We start from the raw sequence: 17739 nt of genomic DNA, 5'->3' as shown, positions 1-17739 counted from the left end.
CGCCGCGCGACGGGATGGCTCAGGCCGCGCGGGCCAGACCGAGGCGCCCGACGCGGGATCGCAGCTCTGCGGCGACCGTGCGGCCCCAGGCATCCCAGCTGAGGCGTTGCTCGAACTCGCGGTAGGCGGAGCGCGAAAGCGCGGCGTAGCTGTCGGGCGCCTCGAGATAGGCCATGATGCGGTCGGCGAAATCCGCGACCTCGCTGCCCGGCGGCAAGGCGTGGCCGTTGACGCCATCGCGCACCGGCACCCCGCCCACGTCGAGACAGAGCGACGGCAAACCGTGGGCCGAGGCTTCGCAGAAGGCGAACCCATAGCTTTCAAACGACGGCTGAACGAGGAAATGCGCCTGCGCCAGCGTCGTCTCGAACAGTGCCAGCTGCTCGGGCACGGTCTTGTCGATCTGCGGGTGCACGGTGACATGCCCGTTGCGATGCGCATCGGGGGGCACGCAGCCGATCACCGTCAGCCGCGCGTCGATGCCCCGCGCGCGCAGCCGCGTCATGGTGTCGAAGGCCACCGGCCCACCCTTGGCAAACCAGTCACGCCCGATCAGCAAGAGCTCGACCGGACGGTCGCGCGAGATCGGCCGCGCGCCGGGCGGAGGGGGCGGTTCGGCCAGACCCGCGCCCCACGGCACGATCAGCGAAGACGCCGGGTCGAGCCCATAGCGGGCATCGGCCTCGCGCTTGAGCCAGTTCGACGGCCAGAATGCAACGTCGGTGCCGCGAAGGACCTCGCGTTCACGGGACTCGATCCAGCCGTCGAGCTTCCGCCCCCCCGGAAACTTAGGCGGATGGGCCTGCCCGATCTCGGAGGTCCGGTAGATCGTCGGCGTGGCATCGGAGCTGAAGGCGCGCACCAGCGGATAGGGTGCCTCGAGACGCGACAGCGACTGAAAGGAATAGGCGCAGAACAGGACGTCGTATCGGTCGCGCGCCAGTTCCGTCCTGATGCGCCGTGCAGCCAGCGGAGACAGCGCGAGATGCGCCCGCCAGCGAAGACGCAGCGACACGGCGTCCGGCATCCGGCGGATCGCCCGGCGCACGGGCTCGGCCATGCCCCAGGACTGCGGCAGGATTTTCACCTCGCCGGCATGGTCGCACAACGCCTGGTACATGCGCGCATTGCCACCCGAATACATGTAGGGATCGAGCGGCGAGAAATCGCACAGGTAGGCGATCCTGAGTCGCGTCTCCGTCACCTGAATTTACCCTGACCTTCGTTACGCTTTACCGGTTCATTGCAGCCCAATCGGGCAAGAAGATGGCCGAAGCGCTTACGCAAGGTCAAGATCGCCGCCGCTGTGCCAAATCTGCCATCTCGCGCGGTGCCAGCACCATTAGAGGGCGACAGGCCGCGATCTGCCTGCTAAGGTCTGCAGGCATGCCGGGGCTCGTGGGGGGCCGGCGGGATGCCGCGAACCCATTTGCGAAGCACCAGGATGCCGAACCCTCTCGCCTATCTTGTCCTGGCCATGTGGCCGATCGTGACCATCGTCCTGTTCCGCCGGCTGCCGGTCGAGCGGGCGCTGATCCTGTCGCTGCTCGTGGGCTACCTTTTCCTGCCGGAACCGCCCACCGCCTTCGACCTGCCGCTGATGCCGTCGCTGAACAAGCACAGCATCCCGGCACTGACGGCCTTCGCGTTCTGCATGTGGAAATACGGCCCCGGCGGGGCGCTGCTGCCGCAGTCGCCGCTGGCCCGGCTGCTGCTCGCGGTGTTCGTGTTCTCGCCGGTGTTGACCACGGTCACCAACACGGCGCCGGTGTTCTTCGGCCAGATCGGCCTGCCCGGCCTCAGCCCCAAGGACGGGCTGGCGCTGGTGGTGCAGCACATGATCGTCATCATGCCGTTCCTGCTCGCGCGCCGGTTTCTCGCGAACGGCGGCGCCCAGCGCTACTTTCTCGTGGCCCTTGTGGTCACCGGGCTGGTCTACTCGGTGCCCATGCTGATCGAGATGCGGCTGTCGCCCCAGCTCAACCGGTGGATCTACGGCTATTACCAGCACCTCTTCGGGCAATCGATCCGCGCCAACGGCTACCGGCCGGTGGTGTTCCTGTATCACGGGCTGTGGGTCGCCTTCTTCATGTTCACCGCCACGCTCGCGGCCTTTGCCCTCTGGCGGAACGACAAGCGCCTGCACGAATTCAAGGTGCTCGCAGCAGCGGCCTACCTGCTGGCAATTCTCGTCCTTGCGAAATCGCTGGGCGCGCTGATCTTCGCCGTCGGGCTCATCCCGGTCGCGATGCTGCTTGGCCGCAAGAGCCAGATCCGCGTCGCGATGCTGATCGGGGCGCTGGCCATAGGCTACCCGATCATGAAGGGCGCGCATCTCGTCCCCGAGGACAGGATCATCGCCGCCGCCGCCAGCATCGACGCGGAGCGGGCCAATTCGCTCGATTTCCGCTTCGAGAACGAGAACATCCTGCTCGACCGCGCCTACCTCAAGCCGGTCTTCGGCTGGGGCAGCTGGGGCCGCAACCAGATCTTCGACCCGGTGACCGGAGAGATCGCCACCGTCACCGACGGGCGCTGGATCATCGTGATCGGCGTCTACGGCTGGGTCGGCTTCCTCGCCGAGTTCGGACTGCTGCTGCTGCCGGTGTTCCTGCTCTGGCGCGAGTCCGTCTCGGCCCGGCGCGAGACGATCTCGCCCTTCATCGCGCCGCTGTCGCTGATGCTGGCGATCAACGTCTTCGACATGATCCCCAATGCCACGCTCACACCGCTCACGTGGCTGCTGGCCGGGGCGCTCACCGGCTATGCCGAACAGCTCAAGGCGGCCCGCAAGAAGCAGGCCGTTCGCACGGGCGCAGCGAGCCGTCCGCTGAAATGGCGCTCGGTGATGTGACGATGCAAGACGCCGCAGTTCCGGTTTCCGCCCGCCCCCGCGTGCTGGCCATCGCCGAGGCCGCGAACCCCGAGTGGGTCAGTGTCCCGCTGGTGGGCTGGTCGCTCGCAAGCGCCCTGCGCGAGGTGGCCGACGTGCATGTCGTCACGCAGGTGCGCAACCGCGACGCCTTTCTGCGTGCCGGTCTCGCGGAAGGGCGCGACTTCACCGCCATCGATTCCGAGACCTTCGCCCGCCCCATGTGGAAACTCGCCGAGCGCCTCCGCATGGGCGCGGGCAAGGGCTGGACCATGGTGCAGGCGATCAACGCCCTGAGCTATCCGTGGTTCGAGCGGCTGGTCTGGCAACGTTTCGGCGGTGCGATCCGGGCCGGCGAATTCGACATCGTGCACCGCATCACCCCGCTGTCGCCGACGGTCTCCTCCTCGCTCGCGGGGCATTGCGCGCGGGCGGGCACGCTTTTCGTGCTCGGCCCGCTCAACGGCGGCGTGCCGTGGCCCGAGGGGTTCGACGCCGAGCGCCGGCGCGAGAAGGAATGGCTGAGCTACCTGCGGTCGGCCTACAAGCTGATGCCGGGCCGCGAGGCGACGCTGCGCAACGCCTCTGCGGTCCTCACCGGCTCGCGCCATACCGAGGGCGAGATTCCCGCCCGCCACCGCCACAAGACGATCTACCTGCCCGAGAACGCCATCGACCCGGCGCGTTTCAACCGCACCGCTGCCCCCGGACCCGGCCCGCTGCGTGCCTGCTTCGTCGGGCGACTGGTGCCCTACAAGGGGCCCGACATGCTGCTTCAGGCCGCCGCCCCCCTGCTGCGCGACGGGCGCATGACGCTCGACATGATCGGGGACGGCCCGATGATGCCGGATCTCGTGGGGCAGGCCCGGCAGCTCGGGGCCGAACGGGGGCTCACCTTCCACGGCTGGAAGGACCACCGCGAGGTGCAGGACATCATGGCCGGCTGTCATGTCCTGTCCTTCCCCTCGATCCGCGAGTTCGGCGGCGGTGTCGTGCTCGAGGCGATGGCCCTCGGCGTGGTGCCCCTGATCGTCGACTACGCGGGACCGGGCGAGCTGGTGGTGTCCGGGACGGGGCTCAAGGTGCCCTGCGGCACGCGCGAGCAGATCGTCGCGGGCTTTGCCGATGCGCTCGCGCGGCTGGCAGACGACCCCTCGGGCCTGCCCGGAATGGCACACGCGGCGCGCGACCGCGTGCAAAGCCATTTCACCTGGGCCCGGAAGGCCCGGCAAATCGCCGAGGTTTACGCGTGGCTCCGCAGCGGCAGGTCAGACGCGCCGCCCGTCTTCTTCTGACCGCCGACCCGAGATGGACCCAGCAGCGCGCCAGAGGGCAGACGTTGACGGATCGGTAAGGAAGGGCGGAATAGTCTCTGCGACGCCGCGAGCCTGCCTTTGAATTGCCCGACTCTTCGCCGATACTTTTCGGCACCCGTGGCGGGCAGAGCATCGCGGCTCTTCCCTTCGCGCGAAGGTGATGTGCCCCCGGAGAATCCGGATTGCGAGTGATGGCCCAGACAGAACCGAGGCGACAGGACCAGGCGGTCACGTCGCTGCCCTACCGCAGCGATATCGACGGGCTCCGCGCCATCGCGGTGCTTGCCGTCGTGTTCTACCATTTCGGCATCCCCGGCTTTCAGGGCGGCTTCGTCGGCGTCGACATCTTCTTCGTGATCTCCGGCTTCCTGATCGGCGGCATCCTCTGGCGCGAATACGATTCGACCGGGCGGATCTGGCTGCGGCATTTCTACATCCGCCGCTTCCGGCGACTCGCCCCTGCGTTCTTCACCATGGCCTTCGTCACCGCGGCGCTGTGCTGGGCGCTGTTCCTGCCCTTCGAGTTCCGCGAGCTCGGCAAGCAACTCATCGCGGCGACGGTCTACCTGTCGAACGTGCTGTTCTTCCGCGAAGCCGGCTATTTCGACACCGCGTCCGAGGAAAAGCCGTTCCTGCACACGTGGTCGCTCGCGGTCGAGGAACAGTTCTACATCTTCCTGCCGCTCTTCATGCTGCTGCTGTCGCGCAACCGCCGCGTCCTGCTCGCAGCGCTCGTCGGCTGCTGGGTCCTGTCACTCGCCGCCTGCGTGATGCTGACAGCGCCCTACCAGACGGCGACCTTCTACCTATTCCCGTTCCGCGCATGGGAGCTGCTGAGCGGGGTGCTGCTGGCAATCTGGGGCTGCGAGACCGGACGGCGCTGGCGGGGCCGCGCGGTTCTGAGCTGGCTCGGATTCGCCCTGGTGCTGGCCTCGATCCTGTTCATACCGGCAGGCCCTGCCTTTCCCGGCGTCCTCGCGCTCGCCCCGGTGCTCGGGGCAGTGCTGCTGCTCGCCAACGGCTGCGGCCGCAACCACGTGAACCGTGCCCTGTCGACCCCCGAGGCGGTGTTCTTCGGCAAGATCTCCTATTCGCTCTATCTCTGGCACTGGCCGGTGCTCGTGCTGTCGCTCTACCTGCGCGGAAGCTACACCGGTCTGCCCGAGGCCATCGCATGGATGCTGCTTTCGGTCGCGCTCGGCTGGCTGTCCTGGCGTTTCATCGAAGACCCCGTGCGGCGCAGACGCCTGCCGGGCTTCACCGTCCTTGGCGGCACCGCGGTTGCCTCCTCGGCCATGCTTGCGCTTGGCGGCTGGCTCTACGTGAACGACGGGCTGCCCGACCGCTTCGGCCCGGCGGTGCGCCCGCATATCACCGCCACCGCCGACTTCATGCAGGACTGGAGCCGCTGTCACACCCCCTCAGAGGGGCCGCTCATGGGGCTCGAGGTCTGCCCGATCGGTCCCGACGGGCCACCGAAGGTGCTGGTCTGGGGCGACAGCCACGTGCGCGCCTACCACGAGGGGCTGGCACTTGCCGCGCTCGAAGCCGACACGCCGGGCATGATCATCTGGCGCGCCGGATGCCCGCCGCTCTTCGGCGTGCGCAAGGTGGAAAGCGCCGCGACGCAGGCGCAGGACACCGCCTGCACCAACGCCAACCTGCAGATCCGGCAGGCGCTTTCCGCCCTGCCGAGCCTCGAGCGGGTGCTGCTGGTGGGGCGCTGGAGCTACTACGCCAACGGCACGGGAATCGGCATCGACGCGCAGAACACCATTGCGGTGCACCCCGTGGCGGCGCCGACCCGCATCGGCGAACCGCAGGCAGAGATCGTCGCGCGGGCCATAGATGCCACCGTCGCCGAACTGCGAGAGCGTGTCGGAGATGTCGTGGTGATGCGACAGCCGCCCGAGATCGCGCAATACACCAGCCGCGTCGCCGCGCGCGAGGCAGCGCTCGCCGGCTGGCCGCTGGCCCGCCCCCCGGTGACCGAGACAAGCATCCCCCGCGCCGCGCTGGCCCAGCGCATCGCCCCAGCGGAGGCGCCCTGGCGGGCGCTGGCCGAGGCGGGCCGGATCGGCTGGATCGACCCATGGCCGCGCCTCTGCGACGACGCCGCCTGCCATGCCCTGCACGACGGCCAGGGCTACTACTTCGACAACAACCACCTCACCAACACGGCGGCACTGGCGCTGAGCGACCTGTTCGTGCCGGTCTTCACCCTCGACGACGGGGCCGGATCGTGACCGCCGCCGCCGGGTCGGAGTGGGATGTCATCGTGATCGGCACCGGCATCGGCGGGGCCACGACCGGCCGGGCGCTGGCCGAGGCCGGGCAAAAGGTGCTGTTCCTCGAACAGGGCGCAGCTGGCCACCGGAGCGAACGCAACGGCCTGTCCGAGATCTTCGTGCCCGAGGCCCGGCTGGCCCGCGGCCTCTGGCCCACCCCGCTGCACGCCCGCGTCGACGGGCAGCAGGCGGCGCTCTACGCACCGCTCGGGGCCGGGGTCGGCGGCTCATCCGTGTTCTACGCGGCAACGCTCGAGAGACCCGAGCGCCACGACCTCGACGATCTGCCCGACCGGCCGCATCCGACCGGCGGCTGGCCGGTGGGCTTCGATGCCATGCGCCCCTGGTATGACCGCGCCGCGCGGCTCTACCACGTTCACGGCACGCCGGACCCGCTCTCGACCGACCCTCCGATGGCGTTGGCGCCGCCTCCGCCGCTGAACGGCACCGAGCAGGCGCTGATGACGACACTCGAACGTCACGGGCTGCACCCCTACCACGCGCATACCGCCATCGACCGGGTCGAGGGCTGCCTGAACTGCCTTGGTACGAAATGCCCGAAGCGCTGCAAGATGGACGCCCGCTCGGTCGGGATCGAACCGGCGCTTGCCACCGGCAATGCCCGCGTCATCGACCGCGCCCGGGTTGTGCGGCTGCTAGGCGACGGCGACCGGGTCACCGGTGTCGAGGTGCGCATCGACGGCGAAACACAGGTCTTCACCGCGCCCCGCTACTTGCTGGCCGGCGGCGCGCTCGGCTCGCCCAAGCTGCTGCTCGCCTCGGCCTGCGCGGCATGGCCCGAGGGCGCGGCCAACGGCTCGGGGCTGGTCGGACGCAACCTGATGTTCCATCTCAACGAGATGTTCGCCCTCTGGCCGCCGCGCGGCACGCCGGACGCCGGCGCGACCAAGGCCATCGCCCTGCGCGACCTCTACCTGCGCGAAGGCGCGCGGCTGGGGATGATTCAGGCCATGGGCATCCGCGCCTCCTACGGCGAGATCGTGCACTACCTGAACCTGATGCTGGCGCGCTCGCCGCTCGCCCGCGTGCCGGGTCTGCGCCAGATGACCCGCATTCCCGCCGCCATCGCCGCGAAGCTCTTCGGGCACGCGCAGATCTTCGTCGGCCTGATGGAGGATCTGCCCTACCGCGAGAACCGCGTGCTGCACGACCCGGCGCAGCCCGACCGGCTGGCGGTAGACTACACCTGTCACCCCGAGCTGCTGGCCCGCCGCCGCCAGTTCCGCCGCGCCATTTCCCGCGCCTTTCGCGGGCAGCGGCGGGTGTTCCTCGGGATGGGCCCCGAGCTGAACTTCGGCCACCCTAGCGGCACGCTGCGCTTCGGCACCGATCCCGCGAGCTCGGTGCTCCGGCCCGACTGCCGCGCGCATGAGCTGTGCAACCTGTGGGTGTCGGACGCGTCCTTCATGCCGACCTCGATGGGGGTGAACCCGAGCCTGACCATTGCCGCCAACGCGTTGCGCGTGGCCGACGCCATGCTGAAGGAGCAGAGATGACCCGCATCACCCCGCAGGACGGCGTGGCCGTCGTCACCGGTGCCGGGTCCGGACTGGGCCGCGCGCTGAGCCTGGCGCTCACCCGGCACGGCCTGACGGTGATCGGCACCGGACGGCGTGCCGGGCCACTGGCGGAAACGCAGGCGCTTGCGCCGGACCGGTTCCACGCGCTGCCGCTCGACGTGGGCGACTGGGCTGCCGTCCAGCACGGCTTTGCGCGCATCCGCGCCGAGCATGGGCGGATCGCGCTGCTCGTGAACAACGCGGCGGTCTATCCCCGGCGGGACATCCTCGACGAAAGCGGCGAAAGCGTCATGGACACCGTCGCCACCAACCTCGGCGGCACCGTGAACTGCGCCCGCGCCGCGCTGGAAGACATGTGCGAGACAGGGCGGGGCCGCATCCTCAACGTGGCGACCTTCGCCGACCTGAACCCGCTGCCCGCGAGCGCGGCCTATTCGATCTCGAAGGGTGCGGCACGGATCTTCACCCGCGCGCTGATCGCCGATCTTGCCGACCGCTTTCCCGGCATCGTCATCGGTGACTGGATGCCGGGCATGCTGAAAACCACCATGGGCATTCCCGACGGGCTCGCGCCCGAAGCGGCGGCGGAGTGGGGCGCCGAGCTTGCGCTGCGCGCCGACCCGGAGTTGACCGGCGCGGTCTTCGAGATGGACACCGAGGTGCTGCCGCCGCGCGGGCTCAAGGGCAAGCTGAAGGATGCGCTGCTGATGCGACGTCGCCGCCCGCGCCGGCTGGGCTGAACCCGGCCTAGTGCTGCGGCGTGCGGAAACGCTGCAGCATGGCGCGCAGAACCTGGCCCGGCAGGATCGCGAGACATTTCGCGTAGCGCGGCGCCAGCCGGCGCGGGCTGATCGCACCGCGCCACAGCCATTCGATCGCGAACCGCCGCACCCAGCGCGGCGCCCGTTTCTGGCGCCCGGCGAAGAAGTCGAGCCCTGCCCCGATCGAGGCGAAGCCGATCTGCGGTGCCTTGCGCCGTCCGGCAGCCGCGAAGATCTCCTGCTTGGGCGCGCCCAGCGCCACGAAGCACAGCCCGGCGCCCGAGGCCGTCAGCCGCGCGAATATCTCGTCAGCCGCCGGCCCGTTGGGATCGAAACCCATCGGCGGTGCGATGGTGATGGCGACCTCGAGATCGCGCACCTCGCGCTCAAGGTAGCTCTTCGCCGCTGAAAGCGCCGCGTCCGTGCTGCCGACGAGCGCCAGCGTCACCCCCTGTTGCGCCGCGAGCCGCGCGAGCGGCATGATCGCATCGGAGCCCGGGATCAGCTCGACGGGGCGCCCGGCGAGCCAGGACATCCACACGATGGGGTTGCCGTCCGCGGTCACGAGATCCTGCGCCGCATAGGCACTGCGAAAGAGCGGAGAAGCCCGCAGCTTCACGAGGTGGTCGAGATTGAGGGTGGCAAGCGCAAAACCCTGCCTCTGCGCCAGTCGCTCAGCGACTCGCGCCTGAAGCACGGCCCATGTCGGAACGTTCACCGATATCCGCTCACCGGAAATCCTGAAGTCCATGAATCGTCGCGTCTCCTTGCGCCCCGGCGCGGAGTGTAGCGCAAAAGAGGCCGCCCGGAGGACCGGGAGTTGCCGATTTCCTGGCGACCGTGTCTCCGGGGCATCAACGGCCCGACTCTCGGCTGCCGACCGGCGCGACCTTTCCGCACAGAGACTCTCCTGCCGAAATCTCGCCAGATTTATATGGTTCAAAGCGGTTAACGCGACGTATCGTGACTCGTCATCCGGGAGCGCCATGCCTGTTCAGCCAATCCTGCCGCCTTTCGCGCGGCCTCGTGTTGCGCGTGACGCGGAGCGCGGCGACTGATGGGCCGGATCGCGCTTCTCGGGTGCGGCTTCGTCGCCGACCTCTACCTGCGCTCGCTACGGGCCATGTCCGGGATCGAGGTCGCGGCGGTCTACGACCGCGACGCGGCCCGGCTCGACCGTTTCTGCGCACATTGGGGCCTCCCGAAGGCCGGCTCGCTGACCGGGTTCCTCGAGACGCTGCCCGAGGGCACGCTGGTGCTGAACCTCACCAACCCCTCGGCGCATTACGAGCTTAACCGGGCGTGTCTCGATGCCGGCCACCACGTCTATTCCGAGAAACCTCTGGCGATGGAGATCGACGACGCGAAGGCGCTGCACACACTCGCGCGGGACAAGGGGCTGATGCTGGCCTCGGCCCCCTGCTCGGTGCTGGGCGAGGCGGCGCAGACCCTTGGCCACGCGCTGCGCCACGACATCGCCGGCACGCCCCGGGTGATCTACGCCGAGCTAGACGACGGCTTCGTGCCGCAGGCCGCCTACCGCAAATGGCTGAGCGAGACCGGCGCGCCGTGGCCCTACGACGACGAGTTCCGCGTCGGCTGCACGCTGGAACACGCGGGCTACTACCTCGGCTGGCTGATCGCGTGGTTCGGCACGGTGCGCACGGTGGTCGCCGCCAGCGCCGAGACCGTGCCCGACAAGACCGGCGCCGGCCCGATGGCGCCCGACCTGTCGGTGGCCACGCTGTTCTTCGAGACCGGCCCCGTCGCCCGGCTGACCTGCTCGATCGTCGCGCCGCATGACCATTCCATCCGCATCGTCGGTGACAAGGGCGTTCTGAGCTGCGACGCCGCCTGGGACAATGCCGCGAAAGTCCGCTTCGCGAAGCGCATGACCCTCCGCCGGCGCCTGATGGAACACCCCTTCCCCCGCCGCGTGAAGTTGAGCGGCCCGCCCCACCCCAAGGTGAAACGCTGGGGCGCGGCGGCGATGAACTTCATGCTCGGGCCCGCCGAGATGCTCGACGCGCTTTCGACCAAACGGCCGAGCCGCCTGTCGGCGGATTTCGCGCTGCACATGACCGAGGTCACGCTGGCGATCCAGAACGCCGGCGAAAGCACCGGCGCGCAGGCGATGACCACGTGCTGCGACCCGATGGAACCGATGCCATGGGCGCGGTGAGCCGAATCCTCGTCACCGGCGCGGGCGGTTTCATCGGCCGCGCGACCGTGGCCGAGGCCCGCGCGCGCGGGCTCGGCGTGGTCGCGGTGGTGCGCCGCGCGGCGCCCTCGGACTGGGCCGAGGACGCGGGCATCGAGGTGGTGACGGCGGATCTCTCCGACCCGGCCTCGGTCAACGCGCTGGCAGGCGGCCTGCGCGGTTGCGGCGCGGTGATCCACGCGGCGGCGCATCTCGGCGGCGATCCGGCCGCCATCGAGGCCGACACGCTGCGCGGCACCCGCCACCTGCTCGATGCCCTGCCCGAGGGCATGCGGCTGGTGCTGGTCAGCTCCATCGCGATCTACGACCCCATGCGGCGCGCGCCCGGCGAGACGCTCGACGAGCGCGCCCGCCTGAGCGCAGAGGGCCAGGCGCAAGACCCCTACTCCGGCGCGAAGCTCGCGCAGGAAGCGCTTTGCCGGGCCTCGGGGCACCCGCTCTGGCTGATGCGGCCGGGTGCGGTCTGGGGGCCGGGCCGGACGTGGCACGCCCTGAGCGGCTTCTGGGTCGGCCCCTGCCACGTGCTGCTCGACTCGGACGGCGAGCTGCCGCTTGTCCATGTCACCTCGGTCGCGCGCGCGCTGGTGAGCGCCGCGCTGCGCGATCCCGAGGGGACCGTCGCGCTCAACGTGATCGACGACGACCGCCCCACCCGCCGCCGCTTCGCCCGGGCCCACAGGCGCGCCGCCGGCTGGCCCCGGCTGATCCTGCCGCTGCCGTGGACGCTCTGGCGCGGGCTGGCCCGGCTCTCGGCCCCGCTTGGCCCCCGCCGTCCGGGGCTGCTGCGCGAACCGGTGCTGCGTGCGCGGATCATGCCGTTGTCCTGGCCGAACGCGGCGCTGCGCCAGACACTCGGCGGCAGCGACGACGCGCCCTTCGAGGAGATGCTCGCCCGCAGTCTCGCGGAGGAGCGGCGATGACGCTTCCGAAGCTCGCCTATCTCACCGGGGAATACCCGCGTGCCTCGGATACGTTCATCCAGCGCGAGGTCGCCGCGCTGCGCGATCTTGGCCACGAGGTGCTGACCTGCTCGATCCGCACCACCGGCCCCGAACATCTCGTGGGGGCCGAGCAGCGCGCGGAGCACGCCCGCACCTTCATGGTCCTGCGCGCCGCCAAGAACCCGCTGACCCTGCTCGGGGCGCAGCTGCGCTTTGCCCTGCGCCCCGCCCGCTATGCCCGTGCGCTGAAGCTTGCATGGGCGACCGCACCGAAGGGGCTCAAGGGGCGGCTCTACAACCTGATCTACTTCGCCGAGGCCGCCGTGCTGGCCGACAGGCTGCGCGCCGAGGGCGTCGAGCACCTGCACAACCACATCGCCAAGGCGTCCTGCACGGTGGCGATGCTGGCCTCGGAACTGTCGGGCATTCCGTTCAGCTTCACCATCCACGGCCCCGACATATTCTTCGAGCCGGGCCACTGGCGGATCGACGAAAAGACCGCGCGGGCGCGTTTCGTGGCCTGCATCTCGGACTACTGCCGCGCGCAGCTCATGTGTTTCGCCGCGCCCGAGCACTGGGACAAGCTGCACATCGTCCATTGCGGCATCGACCCGATCCGTTACGACACCGCACCGCACCGGGGCCAGACGCTGCTTTTCGTCGGGCGGCTCGCCGGGGTGAAAGGCGTGCCGATCCTGCTCGACGCGGTGGCGGCGCTGAAAGAGCGGTTCCCCGGGCTGCGGCTTGCGCTGATCGGCGACGGGCCGGAACGCGCGGCGCTGGAGGAGCGGGCGAAACCGCTGGGCGACACGGTGGTCTTCCTTGGCTACCAGAGCCAGGACGCCGTGGCCGAGGCGCTGGCGCAATCCGACGTCTTCGTGCTGCCGAGCTTCGCCGAGGGCGTGCCCGTCGTGCTGATGGAGGCGATGGCCGCCGGCGTGCCGGTGATCGCCACGCAGATTGCCGGCATCCCCGAGCTGGTCTCGCACTGGGAGAGCGGCCTGCTGGTGCCGCCCGGAGACGTGCCGGCGCTGACCGAGGCGATTTCGCAGATGCTTGCCAGCGCCGACCAGCGGCGCGTGATGGGGGCCGTCGGCCGTGCCACCGTCGAGGCCGAGTTCAACATCCACATCGAGGCGGCGCGGCTGTCGCATCTCTTCACCGCCTACGCCGAGGGCAGCCAGCCGCCGAAGCGCGAGGCGCTGGAATGACCCCCGTGGACGTGGTCCTCATCGGCCGCAACGAGGGCGCGCGGCTGGTTGCGGCGCTGGCCTCGGTCGCGGGGGTGGCGCGGCAGGTGATCTACGTCGATTCGGGCTCGACCGACGCCAGCATCGCCGAAGCGCGCAAGGCCGGCGCCACGGTGGTCACGCTGTCCTCCGCAGAGCCCTTCACCGCCGCGCGCGCCCGCAACGCCGGCTATGCCGCGCTCGACCATCCGCGTTTCGTGCAGTTCATCGACGGCGACTGCACGCTGGTGCCGGGCTACCTCGACGCCGCGCGCGCGCATCTCGAAGCGCATCCGCAGCTTGGCCTCGTGACCGGCTGGCGCTCGGAGATCCACCGCGACGCCAGCCTCTACAACCAGCTTGCCGACTTCGAATGGCGGCGCCCGGCGGGCGAGATCCTCGCCTGCGGTGGCGACATGATGGTGCGGGCCGAGGCCTTCGACGCCGTGGGCGGCTTCGACCCCGAGGTGATCGCCGCCGAGGACGACGAGTTCTGCACGCGGCTGCGCAAGGCCGGATGGCGGCTCGAACGCATCCCGCAGGAGATGACCCGCCACGACGCCGACACCCACCGCTTTTCGCAATGGTGGCGCCGGGCGGTGCGCACCGGTCACGGCTTCGCGCAGGTGGGCGCGCTGCATCCCGACTACTTCACCCGCGAGCGCCGCCGCGTGCTGGTCTACGGGCTGGCGCTGCCGCTGCTGCTGCTTGCCGGGCTGCTGTTCTGGTGGCCGCTCTGCGCGCTGGTGCTCGCGGCCTATGCGCTCAACTGGTGGCGCACCGCGCAGGGGCTGTCGCGGGCCGGGCTGCCGGCGTCCGAAGCGCGGCGGCACAGCCTGCTCATCACCCTGTCCAAGATCCCCAACATGATCGGCATGGCGACCTACCACTGGCGTCGCCGCCGCAACGCGCAGATGCGCATCATCGAGTACAAGTGAGGCTTCAGCCATGACCGAGATCCGAGTGGGCCTGATCGGGGCCGGTTACATCGCCACCTGGCACGCCGACGCACTGAAGGCGACGCCGGGCGTGACCGTGGCGGCGGTCTGCGATGTCTCGGAACAGGCGGCGCGGGGCCTGGCCGAGGCCTGTGGCGCGCAGCCCTTCACCAGCGTCGAGGCGCTGATCGAGAGCGGCTGCTGCGACGCGGTCCACATCCTGACGCCGCCGCAGATGCACAAGCCGCTGGCGCTGCAATGCCTCGAGGCGGGGCTGCACGTGCTTGTCGAGAAGCCCGTCGCCACCAGCGCCGACGACACGCGCGAGATCCTCGCCGCCGCCGAAGCCGCAGGCAAGCGCTTCCACGCCGGGCACAACTTCCTCGGCCTGCCGTCCTACGAGCGGATGAAGCGGATGATGCAGGAGGGCACGCTCGGCCGGGTCTTGGCGGCCGAGATCACATGGGCGCTACCGCTCTCGCCGCTGCGCTCGGGGCCGTTCAATATCTGGCTGCTGCGCGAGCCGAGGAACCTGCTGCTCGAGCTGGGGCCACATCTGGTGGCCTTCGCGGTCGATCTCTTCGGCACGCCGAAAGTGGTCTTTGCCGAGGCCACCAAGCCCGTGATGCTGCCCGGCGACGACCCGCGCCCGCAGGCGTTGCGCATCCTCGCGCGGGCCGGCGATGTCGAGATCACCTTTACCCTGTCGATGGTGGAAACCCAGGACGACCGCTCGGTCACGCTGCGCGGTTCCTCGGCGCGGGCGCGGCTCGACTTCGCCTCGGACGTGCTCACCGTCGAGCGCGAGAACACCTCGGACCTGGTCGTGAACCCGCTGCGCAAGCAGCTCGACCTGTCGGGCCAGCACCTGCGCGAAGGTCTGCGGAACGCCTGGACCCAGGCCAGCTCGCTCAATCAGAAAGGCCCTTACGGGCTCAGCTTCCGGGGCATGGACGCCGCCGTCTACGGCACCTTGACCGGTCCGCAGGACGCCCGCTTCAGCGGTCAGAGCGCGGTGACAGTGATGCAGGCCATCGACGACGCGCTCGACCTGCTGCCCCCCGAGCAGCTCGAGCCGAAAGCGCCGGCCGTGCAGACCCGCCCGCCCGCGCCGACCGCGATGGTCATCGGCGGCACCGGCTTCATCGGCCGGGCGCTCACGCGGCGGCTGGTGGCCGACGGGCACGACGTGCGGGTGCTGTCGCGCGGCCGCCACGGCCCCTTCCCCGACCTGCCCGACCAGGTCGAGACTGTGGGCGTCTCGCTGCACGATCTCGAAGCGCTGACCGAGGCGATGACGGGCATCGACGTGGTCTTCAACCTTGCCAAATCGCTCGACACGAGCTGGACCGACGCGCTGGTGAACGACGTGGGCGTCGCCACCCGGATCGGCATGGCCTGCGAAAAGGCCGGGGTGAAACGGCTGGTCTACACCGGCACGATCGCCTCCTACGACATGTCGGACCCGGGCGTGACCATCACCGAGGACATCGGCTTTCCCGAGGACATGACCGACCGCAACCTCTACGCCCGGTCCAAGGCAGAATGCGAACACCAGTTGATGCGGCTGCACCGCGAACGCGGCCTGCCGCTGACCATCGCACGACCCGGCATCGTGGTCGGCCATGGCGGCCCGCTGCAGCATTGGGGCATCGGGCGCTGGCACGGCGCCGGGGCGGTGCGCATCTGGGGGCCGGGGAACAACACCCTGCCCTTCGTGCTGATCGACGACGTGGTCGACGGGCTGGTGCGCATGGCGGCGCGGCCCTCGGCCATCGGCGAGAGCTTCAACCTGATCGGCGAGCCGATGCTCTCGGCGCGCGGCTACTTCGACGCCATCCACGAAGCGCTTGGCGCGAGGATCCGGGTGAGCCCCGGCAACCTCACGGCGTTCTACCTGTCGGACGCGGTGAAATACGGGCTGAAGAAATACGCGCTGCGCAAGCGCGGCGTCGTGCGGCCCTCGCTCGCCGACTGGAAGAGCCGCGCGCATTTCACGCCCTTCGCGAACGACAAGCCCAAGCGGATGCTCGACTGGCACCCCGAGACCGACCGCGCGGCGTTCATCGAAAAGGCGATCACCCGCGCCAACCTGTTCGGGTTCTGAGTGGCCCCCGCCGGTCCTTAATCTTGACAGAATCCTCTGGTCTAAGCGGGGATATGGTTAATGAACGCGCTGCGCGGATGTTCGCGGAGTGTTTTGGAGTGGGCGGATCAGGCATATGGTCGAGCGACGGAAGTTCCAGAGGAAGAAGCGGCCCGCCGCCGAGACCGACGCCCCGGAGCCGGCCGAGGTCACCTCTGCTGCCCCACCAGCCGCCGCCCCGACGCACCGGCGCAAGCGCCGCCGCACGGATGCCGCGCAAACGCCGCCAACGGAGGCGGTGACGGCCGAACGCACACGATCCGAAAGCGCGAGCGACGCGCAGGAGGCCGCCCGCGTCGCGGCCGCCCGCCGGGCGGAACGGGCCCGCGAAGCCATGGCGCAGCGCAAGGCTGAAGAGGCCCGCTTGGCAGAGGAACAACGTCAGGCCGCCGCGCAACGCGAGGCCGAGCGCCTTCGCTTGGAACAGACCCGTGCCGCCGAGGAGGCCGAAGCCGCCCGCCGTGCCGAAGACGCTGAACGCGCCCGTCTGGCCGACGAAGCCCGTCGCCAGCAGGAGGCCGAGCACCGCGCGCAGGAGCAACGCGAGGCCGAGGCGCGCGCCGCAGAGGCCGCTCGCAAGGCCGAGCAGCTGCGTCTTGCCGAGGCCGCGCGCGAGGCGGAAATCGCCCGCGCGACGGAGAAGGCCAACCGCGACGCCGAGGCCGCCGCCTCGGAGGCCCGCCAGATCGACGAAGCCCGCCAGGCGCTGCGAGCGCAACGCGCCGCCAGACGGGTCGCCCCCGCAGATGACGCAGACGTCGACGATCGCTGGGCCCGGCTCGGAAGCTTTCCGGTCGACCCGGCCCATCTCCAGCGCCACCGCATCGTGACCGCGCTGCGCGAAGACCCGGCCCACGCGGCCTTTGACGTGCTGCGCACGCGGCTGCTGCAGGCGCTGGCGGACAACGGCTGGAAGCGGGTGGCGATCACATCGCCCACCAAGGACTGCGGCAAGACCTTCACCGCGGCGAACCTCGCGATCAGCCTGTCACGGCAGCAGAACTGCCGGACCCTGCTGCTTGACTGCGACATGCGGAGGCCATCGCTGCACAAGGTGATGGGGCTGCGCGACCCGGGCTCGATGGGCGACATGCTGCGCGGCGGGATCCCGCCCGAGGATCATTTCCAGCGCATCGCCGAGAACCGCATCCATGCCGGCGACACCATCGCCTTCGGTTTCAACGGCGCGGTCGAACCCTATGCCTCGGAGTTGCTGCAAAGCCCCGAGACCGCCCGGACCCTGCAACGGATCGAAGACCGCTTTGCGCCCGACGTGATGCTCTTCGACCTGCCGCCGGCGCTTTACTACGACGACGTCATCGCCTTTCGCCCGTTGTTCGACGGGGTGCTGCTGGTCGTCGGCGGCGGCCTGACGACGGAAAAGGAAGTGCGCGAGGTCGAGCGCCGGCTTGGCGAGAGCACGCCCCTGCTCGGCACGGTCCTGAATCGCGCCGAGGGCACCAGCCTCAAGAAATACAGCTACTGA

The 17739-nt window shown here is 69.9% G+C and carries 13 protein-coding genes; 11 read left to right on the top strand and 2 right to left on the bottom strand.

Annotation, left to right across the window (positions count from 1 at the left end):
* Positions 1 to 19: 19 nt before the first annotated feature.
* Positions 20 to 1204 carry a glycosyltransferase family 4 protein gene (locus tag D6860_RS19430; protein WP_076623025.1) on the bottom strand — a complete coding sequence of 395 codons (1185 nt, stop codon included), beginning with the start codon at positions 1202 to 1204 and terminating at the stop codon, positions 20 to 22.
* Between the two features lie 240 nt (positions 1205 to 1444).
* Between D6860_RS19430 and D6860_RS19425 the strand changes: the two genes are divergently transcribed.
* The 5 genes from D6860_RS19425 (at position 1445) to D6860_RS19405 (ending at position 8757) form a co-directional block, all read left to right on the top strand.
* The gene (locus tag D6860_RS19425; RefSeq protein WP_076623024.1) at positions 1445 to 2854 is read left to right on the top strand and encodes a hypothetical protein; all 1410 of its coding nucleotides are present in this window, start codon (positions 1445 to 1447) and stop codon (positions 2852 to 2854) included.
* Positions 2855 to 2856: 2 nt separating this feature from the next.
* Positions 2857 to 4167, top strand: coding sequence for a glycosyltransferase family 4 protein (locus tag D6860_RS19420; protein ID WP_076625313.1), 1311 nt, complete (start codon positions 2857 to 2859; stop codon positions 4165 to 4167).
* 212 nt (positions 4168 to 4379) lie between these two features.
* Positions 4380 to 6434: an acyltransferase family protein gene (locus D6860_RS19415; RefSeq protein ID WP_076623023.1), complete on the top strand. Its 2055-nt coding sequence runs from the start codon at positions 4380 to 4382 to the stop codon at positions 6432 to 6434.
* A complete protein-coding gene (locus D6860_RS19410; RefSeq protein WP_093411844.1) occupies positions 6428 to 7993 on the top strand; it encodes an FAD-dependent oxidoreductase in 1566 nt (521 codons plus the stop codon). Before D6860_RS19415 ends, D6860_RS19410 begins: the two co-directional genes overlap by 7 nt.
* Complete coding sequence (locus tag D6860_RS19405) at positions 7990 to 8757, top strand: SDR family oxidoreductase (RefSeq protein WP_076623021.1); 768 nt, start codon at positions 7990 to 7992, stop codon at positions 8755 to 8757. The genes D6860_RS19410 and D6860_RS19405 overlap by 4 nt, the downstream gene beginning before the upstream one ends.
* A gap of 7 nt (positions 8758 to 8764) precedes the next feature.
* On the opposite strand, the gene D6860_RS19400 is transcribed toward D6860_RS19405, so the two are convergent.
* Positions 8765 to 9529, bottom strand: coding sequence for a WecB/TagA/CpsF family glycosyltransferase (locus D6860_RS19400; protein ID WP_076623020.1), 765 nt, complete (start codon positions 9527 to 9529; stop codon positions 8765 to 8767).
* Positions 9530 to 9835: 306 nt separating this feature from the next.
* Here D6860_RS19400 and D6860_RS19395 point away from each other — a divergent pair, with 306 nt between their 5' ends.
* The 6 genes from D6860_RS19395 to D6860_RS19370 all read left to right on the top strand — a co-directional run bounded on the left by D6860_RS19395 (position 9836) and on the right by D6860_RS19370 (position 17739).
* Entirely contained in the window at positions 9836 to 10960 is a 1125-nt protein-coding gene (locus D6860_RS19395; protein WP_076623019.1) for a Gfo/Idh/MocA family protein, read from the top strand.
* The gene (locus tag D6860_RS19390) at positions 10921 to 11919 is read left to right on the top strand and encodes an NAD-dependent epimerase/dehydratase family protein (protein WP_229743268.1); all 999 of its coding nucleotides are present in this window, start codon (positions 10921 to 10923) and stop codon (positions 11917 to 11919) included. The genes D6860_RS19395 and D6860_RS19390 overlap by 40 nt, the downstream gene beginning before the upstream one ends.
* Positions 11916 to 13151, top strand: coding sequence for a glycosyltransferase (locus D6860_RS19385; protein WP_076623017.1), 1236 nt, complete (start codon positions 11916 to 11918; stop codon positions 13149 to 13151). Before D6860_RS19390 ends, D6860_RS19385 begins: the two co-directional genes overlap by 4 nt.
* Complete coding sequence (locus tag D6860_RS19380; RefSeq protein WP_076623016.1) at positions 13148 to 14107, top strand: glycosyltransferase family 2 protein; 960 nt, start codon at positions 13148 to 13150, stop codon at positions 14105 to 14107. The genes D6860_RS19385 and D6860_RS19380 overlap by 4 nt, the downstream gene beginning before the upstream one ends.
* A gap of 10 nt (positions 14108 to 14117) precedes the next feature.
* A complete protein-coding gene (locus D6860_RS19375; protein ID WP_076623015.1) occupies positions 14118 to 16214 on the top strand; it encodes an NAD-dependent epimerase/dehydratase family protein in 2097 nt (698 codons plus the stop codon).
* A gap of 115 nt (positions 16215 to 16329) precedes the next feature.
* Positions 16330 to 17739 (top strand): CpsD/CapB family tyrosine-protein kinase, encoded by a 1410-nt coding sequence (locus tag D6860_RS19370; RefSeq protein WP_076623014.1) that lies wholly within the window; start codon positions 16330 to 16332, stop codon positions 17737 to 17739.

Source organism: Salipiger sp. D13, from assembly GCF_003703915.1.
Lineage (GTDB): Bacteria > Pseudomonadota > Alphaproteobacteria > Rhodobacterales > Rhodobacteraceae > Salipiger > Salipiger profundus.
This window is presented reverse-complemented; position numbering and strand designations above follow the sequence as displayed.